Genomic DNA, 12,901 nt, shown 5'->3' with positions numbered 1-12,901 from the left:
GTGTAACCGGCCTCCCCCCTATGATGCAGGTTGAAAGCGGCGCGCCCGGGGAGGCCGCCGCACGCCGTCAGTCCGAACAGCAGAAACACACGACACAAGAAGAAAGGCCGCAATGTCCTTCGCCTCGCCCACCGCGCTCACCGTGACCGCCCTGCTCCGCGCCCATGCCGACACCGATGGCCAGCAGGCCGCGCTGCTCGCCGCCGACGGCCGCACCGTCACGCGCGCCGCACTGGCCGCCGGCATGCGCGCGGTCGCCGCCCGCCTGCGGGCGCTGGGTATCGCGCGCGAAGACCGGGTGGCGGTGATCGCGCCGAACGGGCCGGACATGGCGCTGGCGGTGCTGGGCACGCTGTCGGCGGCCGCCTGCGCGCCGCTCAACCCGCAGTACCCGCGCAGCGAATTCGACTTCTACATCGACGATCTGGCGGTGCGCGCCATCGTGGTGACGCCGGACAGCCCGGCACTGGCCCGCGAAGTGTCGCAGGCGCGAGGCCTGCCGCTGATCGAGGTGGACACCGGCCTGTGTGCGGACGACGGCGCTGCCTTCTCCGACGACGCCTCTCCGGACGACATCGCACTGGTGCTGCACACCTCGGGCACCACCTCGCGTCCGAAGCAGGTACCGCTCAGTCAGGCCAACCTCGCCGCGTCGATGCGGCACGTCGCGGCCTCGCTGGCGCTGGGCGCGGACGACTGCGCGCTGAACGCGATGCCGCTGTTCCACATCCACGGGCTGGTGGCCGGCCTGCTGGCACCTCTGGCGGCCGGCGGCCGTACCGTGTGCGCACCCGGCCTGCAATTGCCGGCCTTCTTCGACTGGATGGATGCCTGCGGTGCCACCTGGTACACAGCGGTGCCCACCATGCACCAGGCGGTGCTGGCCGCTGCCGGCGAACGCCGGCCGGCCCGGCCGCTGCGCTTCATCCGCTCGTCCTCGGCCGCACTGGCCCCCAGCACGCTGTCCGCGCTCGAAGCGCACTTCGGCTGCCCGGTGGTCGAGGCCTACGGCATGACCGAGGCGGCGCACCAGATGGCCAGCAACCCGCTGCCGCCGCAGCCGCGCAAGCCGGGCTCGGTCGGCCGCCCGGCGGGTCCGGACATGACCATACTCGATCCGGCCGGGGCTCAACTGGAGGCCGGCATACGCGGCGAAATCGCGATCCGCGGGCCCAACGTGATGCGCGGCTACCACGCCAATCCCGACGCCAACCGCAGCGCATTCAGCGGCGACTGGTTCCGCACCGGCGACGAAGGCTATTTCGACGACGACGGCTATCTGTTCATCACCGGCCGGCTCAAGGAAATGATCAACCGCGGCGGCGAGAAGATCACGCCACGCGAAATCGACGAAGTGCTGCTGGGTCACCCGGACGTCGCGCAGGCGCTCGCCTTCGCGGTACCGCACGCCACGCTGGGCGAGGACGTGGCGGCGGCGGTGGTGCTGCGCCCGCACGCGGTCACTGACGCCGCCGGGCTGCGTGCCCACCTGTTCACCCGGCTGGCCGACTTCAAGGTGCCGAGCGAACTGCTGCTGGTCGACGAAATCCCCAAGGGCGCGACCGGCAAGATGCAGCGCATCGGCATGGCCGAGCGCCTGGCGTCCGCCCGCCGCTCGCCGCGCGAAATGCCGCGCGACGTGGTCGAGCGGGTGCTGGCCCAGGCCTGGGAGGCGGTGCTGGACAGTGCAGCAGCCGGCATCCACGACAACTTCTTCGCACTGGGCGGCGACTCGCTGAAGGCGGTGCGGGTGGTGGCACGGGTCACCGAACTGCTGCCGGTCGATCTGCCGACCACGCTGCTGTTCCGCCACCCGACCATTGCCGAACTGGCGCGGGCACTGCGCGAACAGATGGGCAGCGCACTGGTGGCCGAACTGGAAGCGCTGATCGGCGCCGCGGACGGCAACGCCAACGCCGCCTGAGGCTTCAGCGCGATGAACGGCCGCTCCGGGCAGCTCAGCCCTCGCCAGCTTGAAGCGCTGCGCGCCCGCGCACGCCCGGACGCGCTGCGCGCCCGCGCACGCCCGGACGCGCTGCGCGCCGGCCCGGCTGCGCAGGCACGCACGGCCGGCCAGACGCTGGACGACGGCCGACATGAACAGCTCTTTCCGGCCAGTTACACCCAGACCCGCATGTGGCTGCTGGAACAGTGGCCGGAAACCGGCACGCTGCACCACGCGGTGCGCCGCTGGCAGATCGAGGGCGCGCTGGACACGGTCGCGCTGCAGGCCGCGCTCGACGCCCTCATCGCCCGCCACGAGGCGCTGCGCACCGGCTTCGCCGAACACGACGGCGAACCCCGCCAGCGCCTGCTCTCCAGCGCACACTGCCCGATCGAGTTCATCCCGCACGATCAGCTCGACGCCCATGCGCACCGCCCCTTCGATCTCACCCAGCCCCCGCTGCTGCGCGTCGCACTCAGCACCGCCTCCGCCGCCTCCGCACCCGAACGCCACACGCTGCAGATCGTCCTCCACCACATCGTGTCCGATGGCTGGTCGGTGTCGGTGCTCAACCGCGAACTCGCCCAGCTCTACGCCGACGCCCTCCACCACCGCCCCTCCGCGCTGCCCGAACTGCCGCTGCAGTACCCGGATTTCGCGCTCTGGCAGCGACAGGCGCTGACCGGGCCCGCCTTCGACCGCCTGCTCGAGTTCTGGCGCCGTGAGCTCAACGAGCTGCCCACGCTCGCGCTGCCCACCGATCACCCGCGTCCGGCCCGGGCCGACCACCGCGGCGCGCGCCTGCCCATCACCGCCGATGCCGCCCTCACCCGCGACCTGCACGCGCTCGCCCGACAGCACGGCTGCACCCTCTACATGGTGCTGCTCGCCGCATTCCAGCTGCTGCTCGCACGCTACTGCGCACAGCGCGACGTGGTCGTCGGCACGCCGGTCGCCGGCCGCAGCCACCCCAGTCTCGACCCGCTCATCGGTTTCTTCGCCAACACCCTGGTGCTGCGCGCCGATGTCGATCCCGCCCTGTCCGTGCCCCGGCTGCTCGAACGCGTGCGCGCCACCTCGCTCGCCGCCTTCGACCACGCCGACATGCCTTTCGAGAAGCTGGTCGAGGCGCTGCGACCGGTCCGCGATCCCGCCCGCAATCCGCTCTTCCAGGTCATGTTCGCGCTGCGCAACATGCCGGCCGGCGCCCTGCAGCTGGAGGGCACAGACGCCCGTCCGCTGCCTCTGGACAGCGGTCTGTCACAGTTCGACCTGACGCTGGAGCTGAGCGAGCGCGACGGTGCGCTCGAAGGCGTGTTCGAGTACGCCAGCGCGCTGTTCGAGCCGGCCACCATCGAACGCATGGCCGGCCACTACGCCACGCTGCTGCGCGCATTCGCGCGCCACCAGGACCGCACCGTCGGCACTCTGCCCCTGCTCACCGACGCCGAGCGCGCGCTCATCGTCGAGCGCTGGAACGACACCGCCGTGCCCCGCAATCCGGCCGACACCCTGGTGTCCCTGTTCGAACAGCAGGTCGCTCGCTCGCCCCACGCCACCGCGCTCGTGCACGCCGGTACCACCCTCGGCTACGACGCGCTCAATCGCCGCGCAAACCGCCTCGCCCACCGCCTGCGCGCGCTCGGTGTGCGGCCGGGCGCGGTGGTCGGCGTACAGCTCGACACCTCGCCGGACTGGGCGGTCGCGCTGATCGGCATCATGAAGGCCGGCGCCATCTGCCTGCCGATGGACATCGCGCTGCCGGCCGCCCGCGTGCGCTGGATGCTCGACGACGCGGACGCGGTGCTGTGCATTGCGCAGCAGCCGGACGGTCGTGACCTTGGCCGGCCGCTGCTGCGGCCGGACGACGCGGCGCTGGCCGGCGAACCGGAAAGCGACCCGCGCCCGGACATCGACGGCGGCAGCGCCGCCTGCGTGCTCTACACCTCGGGCTCGACCGGCGAACCCAAGGGCGTGCTGCTGGAACACGGCGCGCTGTGCAACCGCATGCTGTGGCTGGGCAGCACCTTCGGGCTGGGCACTGACGACGCCATGCTCACCCAGGCCTCGCCCGGCTTCGACGTGTCGGTCGGCCAGCTGTTCGCGCCGCTGCTGCACGGCGGCCGCTGCGTGCTGGTCGACGCCGCGCGCCGGGCCGACAGCAGCGCACTGCTCACGCTGACCCGCGCCCACGGCGTCACGCTGTGGGATGTGACGCCGGCGATGCTGCACCTGCTGGTCGATGAAACCGACTTCCCGCTCTGCGGCACGCTGCGCCACGTGTTCTGCGGCGGCGAGGCAATGGACGCCGAACTGGGCCGGCGCTTCGCCGCCCGCTCGCAGGCCCGGCTGCACAATCTGTACGGCCCGACCGAAGCCGCGATCGACACCACCTGGTGGACCTGGCAGAACGACAGCGGAGACCTGCCGACCGATGCGCCTGCTGAAGCGCCCCCCATAGGCCGCCCGATCGCCAACGCGCAGGTGCGGGTACTGGATGCTGAGAACCAGCCGGTGCCGGTCGGTGTGGAGGGCGAGCTGTTCATCGGGGGCGCCGGCCTGGCCCGTGGCTACCTGAAACGGCCTGAGCTCAGCGCGGAGCGCTTCGTGCCCGATCCGTTCTCCCGGGTGCCGGGCGCCCGCCTCTACCGCACCGGCGACCGGGTGCGCTGGCGGGCCGATGGCAGCCTGAGCTTCGCCGGACGGCAGGACAGGCAGATCAAGCTGCGCGGCTTCCGCATCGAGCCGGGCGAGATCGAGGCCGCGCTCGATGCGCTGCCCGGCGTGCGGCAGGCCGCGGTCATGCCGGACGGAAACAGCCGCCTGATCGCCTGGGCCGCCGGTGACGGACTGGACGCGGCCGCGCTGCGCAGCGCGCTGGCGCGCACCCTGCCCGACTACATGCTGCCGTCCAGCATCGTGCTGTTGCCCCAGCTGCCGCTGACGCTGAACGGCAAGGTCGACCGCGACGCGCTGCCCAGACCGGCCCGGGACGTGGCTGGCGAAGGCCGCTCCGCCGCGCGCAGCCCGCGGCAGCAGGCACTGGCCGAACTGTGGGCCGACGTGCTCGAACGGCCGGCGGTCGGCGCGGACGACTCGTTCTTCGAACTGGGTGGCCACTCGCTGCTGGCTGCCCGGCTGGCCAGCCGCATCCGTCAGCTGTTCGGTGTCGATCTGCCGCTGCGTGCGGTGTTCGACGCACCCACCGTCAGCGCGATGGACGCGCTGCTGCAGTCGCTGCGCAGCGACGGGCGCCCGCAACCGGCCGCGCCGCAGCGCATGGCCCACGGAGACGAACTGCCCTGCGCCTTCGCGCAGAGCCGCCTGTGGTTCGTCGAACGGTGGGGCGCGAGCGCCGGCCTCTACCATGTGGTGAGCCGCTGGCAGATCGAAGGCGCGCTGGACACGGTCGCACTGCAGGCCGCGCTCGACGCCCTCATCGCCCGCCACGAGGCGCTGCGCACCGGCTTCGCCGAACACGACGGCGAACCCCGCCAGCGCCTGCTCTCCAGCGCACACTGCCCGATCGAGTTCATCCCGCACGATCAGCTCGACGCCCACGCGCACCGCCCCTTCGATCTCACCCAGCCCCCGCTGCTGCGCGTCGCACTCAGCACCGCCTCCGCGCCCGAACGCCACACGCTGCAGATCGTCCTCCACCACATCGTGTCCGATGGCTGGTCGGTGTCGGTGCTCAACCGCGAACTCGCCCAGCTCTACGCCGACGCCCTCCACCACCGCCCCTCCGCGCTGCCCGAACTGCCGCTGCAGTACCCGGATTTCGCGCTCTGGCAGCGACAGGCGCTGACCGGGCCCGCCTTCGACCGCCTGCTCGACTTCTGGCGCCGCGCGCTCGACGACCTGCCCACCCTCGCGCTGCCCACCGATCACCCGCGTCCGGCCCGGGCCGACCACCGCGGCGCGCGCCTGCCCATCACCGTCGATGCCGCCCTCACCCGCGACCTGCACGCGCTCGCACGCCAGCACGGCTGCACCCTCTACATGGTGCTGCTCGCCGCATTCCAGCTGCTGCTCGCACGCTACTGCGCACAGCGCGACGTGGTCGTCGGCACGCCGGTCGCCGGCCGCAGCCACCCCAGTCTCGACCCGCTCATCGGCTTCTTCGCCAACACCCTGGTGCTGCGCGCAGACGTCGATCCCGCCCTGTCCGTGCCCCGGCTGCTCGAACGCGTGCGCGCCGCCTCGCTCGCCGCCTTCGACCACGCCGACATGCCTTTCGAGAAGCTGGTCGAGGCGCTGCGACCGGTACGCGACCCGGCACGCAACCCGCTCTTCCAGGTCATGTTCGCGCTGCAGAACGCACCGGCGGACACGCTCGCGCTGAGCGGAGTGAAAGTGTCCGCCGAAGACACGCCGCACGTTCATGCGAAGTTCGACCTGATGCTGGATCTGGCCGAACGCGACGACGCAATCGAAGGCGTGTTCGAGTACGCCAGCGCACTGTTCGAGCCGGCCACCATCGAACGCATGGCCGGCCACTACGCCACGCTGCTGCGCGCATTCGCACGCCACCAGGACCGCACCGTCGGCACTCTGCCCCTGCTCACCGACGCCGAGCGCGCGCTCATCGTCGAGCGCTGGAACGACACCGCCGTGCCCCGCAATCCGGCCGACACCCTGGTGTCCCTGTTCGAACAGCAGGTCGCTCGCTCGCCCCACGCCACCGCGCTCGTGCACGCCGGTACCACCCTCGGCTACGACGCGCTCAACCGCCGCGCAAACCGCCTCGCCCACCGCCTGCGCGCGCTCGGCGTGGGACCCGACATCGTGGTGGCGGTGCGCATGCAGCGCAGCGTCGATCTGGTGGTGGCCATCCTGGCCACGCAGAAGGCCGGCGGTGCATGGCTGCCCATCGACCCGGACTATCCGGCGTCCCGCGCGCAGTTCATGTGCGACGATGCATCGGCGCCGGTGCTGCTCACGCAGCGGGCCCTGAAATCGGACTTCGACGCCGGCAGCGCCCACGTGCTGTGCCTGGACGATACGGCCGCACCCGCGGACGGACCGGACCACGATCCACCGCCGCTGGCCGGCCCCGATCACCTGGCTTACGTCATCTACACCTCGGGCTCGACCGGCCGCCCCAAGGGCGTCATGGTGAGTCACGCGGCCATCTGCAATCACATGCACTGGATGCGCTCGGAGTTCGGCTTCGCGGCTGATGACCGCATCCTGCTGAAAACCGGTATCTCGGCCGACGCCTCGGTGTGGGAACTGCTGGCGCCGCTGCTGTGCGGCGGCCAGCTGGTGCTGGCCGACGAAGGGATTCCGCGCGACCCTGCGCTGCTGGTGCGACAGGTCGAACGCGACCGCATCACCGTGATGCAGGCGGTACCGTCGCTGCTGCGTGCGCTGGTCGAGGAACACGGCTTCACCGGCGCGCCCTCGCTGCGCCAGATGTTCTGCGGCGGCGAAGCGCTGGCACCGGATCTCGTACGCCGCTTCCTCACCGGATCCGGCGCCCGCCTGCACAACCTGTACGGCCCGACCGAAGCGGCCATCGACGCCACCTGGTGGACCTGCAGCCGCGACGACGACGAAATACCGATCGGCCGGCCGATCGCCAACATGCGGGCCCACGTGCTCGACGGGTGCATGCAGCCGGTGCCCGTCGGCGTCGCCGGCGAGCTTTACCTGGGCGGCATCGGCCTGGCGCGCGCCTACCTCGGCCGGCCCGAACTGACGGCCGAGCGCTTCGTCGCCGACCCGTTCTCATCCGATCCGGGCGCACGGCTGTACCGCACAGGCGACCGGGTACGCAGGCGCGCCGACGGCAGCCTGCTGTTCCTGCAGCGGACCGACCACCAGATCAAGCTGCGCGGCTTCCGCATCGAGCCGGGCGAGATCGAGGCCGCGCTGACCGCGGATCCGTCGGTGGCCGAAGCGGTGGTGGTGCTGCGCGAGGACAGGCCGGGCGACCCGCGCCTGGTGGCCTATGTGCGTGGCCGCGACGGACGGCCGGACACCGCTGCACTCCGACAGTCGCTGACCCAGACACTGCCGGCCCACATGCTGCCGTCGGCGGTGCTGGCGCTGGACCGGATGCCGCGCACCCCGCACGGCAAGCTGGACCGCGACGCGCTGCCGGCGCCCGATTTCGCGGCCAGCCAGGGCGTCGCCACCGGCTCGCGCAGCCCGGTCGAGGCCATGCTGTGCGAACTGTGGGCGGATGTGCTGGCGCTGCCGCAGGCCGGGCCGCACGACCACTTCTTCGACCTGGGCGGACATTCGCTGCTGGCGGTGCGGCTGGTGAGCCGCATCGGCCGTCTGTTCAACATCCATCTGCCGCTGAGCACGCTGTTCGAAGCCCCCACCCCGGCCGAACTGGCACCGCGCCTGCAGTCGCTGCGCCAAGTGCTGCCCGCCGAAACAACGGTTGCGGTGACCGCCTCCTCCGATGCCGGACAGGCGCCATGCACACCGGCCCAGGCCGCGCTCTGGTTCATCGAGCGCTGGAGCGAACGCCCGGGCCTGTACCACATCGTCGAACGCTGGAATCTGCCCGAAGGCTGGGACGCGGACACGCTGCAGCGCGCGCTCGACGCGCTGGTCGCCCGCCACCCGTCGCTGCGCACCGGCTTCATCGAGATCGACGGCGAACCGGTGCAGCGCATCGACGCCAGCGCACGCTGCCCGCTGGAACGGATTTCCCCGGACGATGCGGACGCGCACGCACAGCGCGCCTTCGCACTCGATCAGCCGCCGCTGGCGCGGGCCGCGCTGTGGCCCGGCCCGGACGGCCGCACCATCCTGCAGTGGGTGGTGCATCACCTGGTGTCGGACGGCTGGTCGCAGAGCGTGCTGCGGCGCGACCTGTCCGCGCTGTATGACGGCGAACGGGCCGGCCGGCCGGCATCGCTGTCACCGCTGCGACTGAGCTGCGCCGACCATGCGGCACGGCTTCAGGCCCGGCTCGCCGGGCCGCGCGGCGCACAGCTGCTGGACTACTGGCGCAGCGCACTGGCCGACCTGCCGGTGCTCGACCTGCCGACCGACCGGCCGCGGCCGGCGCAGCCGGACTACGCCGGCGCCAGCGTCGAATGCATGCTCGACGCCGCGCTCACCGCCCGTCTGCGCGCACTCGCACGAAGCAGCGGCTGCACGCTGTACATGGTGCTGCTCGCCGCGTGGGCGCTGCTGCTCGCGCGCTGGAGCCGGCAGGACGACGTCGCCATCGGCACCCCGGTGGCCGGTCGCGATCAGGGCGAGTTCGACGGCGTGGCCGGGCTGTTCGTGAATACGCTGGTGATGCGCATCGCGGTGGCCGCCGACCAGCCGCTGCCCGCGCTGCTGGCCGATGTGCGCAGCCGCGTGCTGGCCGCCTTCGATCACGCCGACCAGCCGTTCGAAGGTCTGGTGCGCGCGCTGCAGCCGACCCGCGAACGCGGACGCAATCCGCTGTTCCAGACGCTGTTCGTGCTGCAGCCGGCCGACGACCTGCGCCTGCAGCTCGGCGGCCACCCGGCGGACGCGCTGCCGGTCAGCCGCCCGATCGCCAAGTTCGACCTGACGCTCGAAGTGCGCGAAGCCGGCCAGGCGCTGCAGATGTCGATCGAGTATGCCTGCGCGCTGTTCGACCACGACACGGTGGCACGCATGGCCGGCCATCTGTGCACGCTGCTGCACGCCTTCGCCGACCACGGTGACCGTGCGGTGGCCACGCTGCCGCTGCTCACCGCTGGCGAACTGCAGGCGCTGCACGCCTTCAACGAGAGTGCCACCGGCTATCCGGCCGACGCCACGCTGGCTTCGCTGTTCGAACAGGTGGTCGCCCGCCGGCCGCACGCGGTGGCGCTGACCGGCGACGGGCACACGCTGAGCTACGGCGAACTGAACGCGCGCGCCAACCGCATCGCCCACCGTCTGCGTGCGCTGGGCGCAGGGCCTGACCGCTGCGTCGGCCTGTGCATGAAGCGTTCGCTGGACCAGGCGGTCGCGCTGCTCGGCATCGTCAAGGCCGGCGCGGCCTACCTGCCGGTGGATCCGGACTATCCGGCGGCCCGCATCGACTACATGCTGCGCGACGCCGGCGTGACCGTGGTACTGGCCGCGCACGACGCACCGGCCCTCGACGGCGTGCAGCGCCTGCAGCTCGACGACGCCGGCATCGCCGCCGCACCGGCCGACAATCCGCCGCCTGCGGGCGACGCGCGCAGTCTGGCCTATGTGCTTTACACCTCCGGCTCGACCGGTCAGCCCAAAGGCGTCATGGTGGAACAGCGCAGCGTGGTGCGACTGGTGCGCGACACCGCCTACGCGAAGCTGGATGCCGACGAAACCTTCCTGCTGCTGGCGCCGCCCACCTTCGACGCCGCCACTTTCGAACTGTGGGGCGCGCTGCTCAATGGCGCACGCTGCGTGGTGCATCCGGAAGCGGTGCCGACCGCAGCCGGGCTGGAGGCGGTCATCCGCGAACAGGGCGTGAGCACGCTGTGGCTCACCGCCGCGCTGTTCAACACGCTGATCGACGAACGACCGGAGGCGCTGCGCGGGCTGCGCCAGCTGCTCACCGGCGGCGAGGCGCTGTCGGTGCCGCATGTGCGGCGCGCGCAGGCCGCGCTGCCCGGCGTGACGCTGATCAATGGCTACGGTCCGACCGAAGGCACCACCTTCACCTGCTGCCACACCATTGCGTCGCCGCTGCCGGAAGACTGCACCGCCGTCCCGATCGGCCGGCCGATCGCCAACACCACCGTCCATGTGCTGGACGCCGCCATGCAGCCGGTGCCGGTGGGCGTGGAAGGCGAGCTGTGGATAGGCGGCGCCGGCGTCGCGCGCGGCTATCTGGGCCGGCCGGACCTCAGTGCCGAGCGCTTCGTGCCCGACCCGTGGTCGGCCGAACCGGGCGCCCGCCTCTACCGCAGCGGTGACCGGGTGCGCTGGCGTGCGGACGGCACGCTGGACTTCATCGGCCGCAATGACGAACAGATCAAGCTGCGCGGCTTCCGCATCGAGCCGGGCGAGATCGAGGCCGCGCTCGCCGCGCTGCCCGGCGTGCAGCAGGCCGCGGTCATGCTGCGTACCACGCCGGCCGGCGAACGGCGACTGCTGGCCTGGGTGGCCGGCGAGGCGCTGGACGGCGCCGCGCTGCGGAGCCGCCTTGCGGCACAGCTGCCGACCTACATGCTGCCGTCGGCGGTGATCGCGCTCGAACGCTTCCCGCTGACCGCCAACGGCAAGCTGGACCGCGCCCGCCTGCCCGACCCGGCCGCGGCCAGCGGCGGCACCGCCGGCGCGCGACCGCGCGACGCGGCGGAGCGTCACCTGCTGGCGATCTGGGAAAGCCTGTTCGGCCGCGACGGCCTGTCGGTCGAGGACGATTTCTTCGCCATCGGCGGCCACTCGCTGCTGGCGGTGCGCATGGCGGACGCGATCGAACGCAGCTTCGGCCAGCGCCTGCCGCTGGACACCTTCTGGTTCCGCGCCCGTACCGTGCGCGCCATCGCCGGCCTGCTGCGCGATGCCAGCGGCCGCGTGCGCTGGCCGCTGCGGGTACCGATACGCGCCGGTGGCAGCCGGCCGCCGCTGTTCTGCGTGCACACGATAGGCGGCAACCTGTTCCACTACTTCGAACTGGCGCGTGCGCTGCCGGACGACCAGCCGGTGATCGGCCTGAATGCGGTCGGCGTCGGCGGCGGCGAACCGGCTCGCACCTCGGTGGAGGCGATCGCCGCCGACTGCATCGCAGCGATGCGCGAACAGCAGCCGCACGGTCCTTACCGCATCGCCGGTTTTTCCAGCGGCGGCACGGTCGCGTTCGAAATGGCGCAGCAGCTGCGCGCGGCCGGCGAAGACATCGCCTTCCTCGGCCTGCTCGATACCTGGGCGCCCGGGGTATACCGCCGCCCCGCCGGCAGCGGCCTGATCGGCCGCCTGCGCGCGCGGCTGCGGCCGCTGCTGCAGCGCGACCGGATCACCCACGCGCTGCTGCACGCGCTTGGGCTGAAGCCGCCGGGCGGCTTCCCGGACGGCGCCTCGGCGCACTGGTGGGCGCACTGGAGCTACCGGCCACGCATGTATCCGGGTCGGGTCGATCTGTACATCGCCGACGTGTCGCGACTGGAGGCGAGCGATCCGCTGCTCGGCTGGTCGCGACGGGTGGGCGGCAACCTGACCCTGCATTCGGTCAGCGGCAGCCACGGACTGATGATGAAGCCGCCGCACGTGGACGCGCTGGCCGCGCTGATCCGGCAACGGCTGGAAGAGGACATGGCCGGGGAGGCCCATGGCGTCTGAACCCCGCCCGCTGCTGCAGGGCGCGGCCGTGCACCTGTGGCTGGCCGAACGCGGCGACCCCGCGGACGACCGCGTGCTCGGCGCGGAAGAACGCGCCCGTGCGGCACGCCTGCAGCAGCCTGCAGACCGCGCGCTGTTCGTGCTCGCACACGCGGTGCTGCGCGAACTGCTTGCGCGCTACACCGGCGAACCGGCGGCCGATCTGCCGCTGTCGACTGGCGCGCACGGCAAACCCCGGTTGCCGCCGGGCAGTCATGACGACCTGCGCTTCAACCTGTCGCACTCGGGTGACGCGGTGCTGGTGGCATTGGCCCGCGGCCGCGACCTCGGCGTCGATGTCGAGGTGGTGCGCCCGCATGACGATCTGGATGCAGTGGCCGCCCAGGTGTTCGCCGACGACGAACGGGCCGCCATCGCCGCCGCCGGCGAACGCCGGCTCGATGCGTTCTATGCGCTGTGGACCCGCAAGGAAGCCTGCGTGAAGGCCTGGGGACGCGGCCTGGGCATTCCGCTGCGCGCCTTCAGCGTGCTGCAGTCGGGCGGCAGCGGCATCGTCTGTCCGGACAACGACGCCGCCAGCCGGCTGAGCTGCCGCAGCGTGGCCATGCCTGCGGGCTATGCCGCGGCGGTGGCGGTGTCCGGCGAACCCGGCGATCTGGTGTGCCGACGCTGGCGCGCGCCGGCCTGATGCGAGCGCAG

The 12,901-nt window shown here is 72.2% G+C and carries 3 protein-coding genes; all 3 read left to right on the top strand.

All coding sequences use genetic code 11. The features are described 5' to 3' along the window. The first annotated feature begins 112 nt into the window (after window positions 1-112). From METUNV1_RS17465 to METUNV1_RS17455, 3 genes are read left to right on the top strand one after another with little or no spacing between them, the layout of a single operon-like run. Complete coding sequence (locus tag METUNV1_RS17465) at window positions 113-1,924, top strand: AMP-binding protein (protein WP_008064078.1); 1,812 nt, start codon at window positions 113-115, stop codon at window positions 1,922-1,924. A gap of 12 nt (window positions 1,925-1,936) precedes the next feature. Further along, on the top strand, window positions 1,937-12,202 hold the full coding sequence (locus tag METUNV1_RS17460; protein ID WP_008064076.1) for a non-ribosomal peptide synthetase: 10,266 nt from the start codon (window positions 1,937-1,939) through the stop codon (window positions 12,200-12,202). Then, window positions 12,192-12,890 (top strand): 4'-phosphopantetheinyl transferase family protein, encoded by a 699-nt coding sequence (locus METUNV1_RS17455; protein ID WP_008064072.1) that lies wholly within the window; start codon window positions 12,192-12,194, stop codon window positions 12,888-12,890. Before METUNV1_RS17460 ends, METUNV1_RS17455 begins: the two co-directional genes overlap by 11 nt. The last annotated feature ends 11 nt before the right edge of the window (window positions 12,891-12,901 follow it).

It is taken from the genome of Methyloversatilis universalis FAM5 (genome assembly GCF_000214035.2).
In the GTDB taxonomy this organism is placed as follows: Bacteria; Pseudomonadota; Gammaproteobacteria; order Burkholderiales; family Rhodocyclaceae; genus Methyloversatilis; species Methyloversatilis universalis.
The sequence above is the reverse complement of the archived record's forward strand: the minus strand, read 5'-3'. Positions and strand labels throughout refer to the sequence as shown.

Bases quoted from the DNA above. Each gene is read 5' to 3' on its own strand.
- METUNV1_RS17465 (WP_008064078.1), top strand. From the start codon at position 113: ATGTCCTTCGCCTCGCCCACCGCGCTCACCGTGACCGCCCTGCTCCGC.
- METUNV1_RS17460 (WP_008064076.1), top strand. From the start codon at position 1,937: ATGAACGGCCGCTCCGGGCAGCTCAGCCCTCGCCAGCTTGAAGCGCTG.
- METUNV1_RS17455 (WP_008064072.1), top strand. From the start codon at position 12,192: ATGGCGTCTGAACCCCGCCCGCTGCTGCAGGGCGCGGCCGTGCACCTG.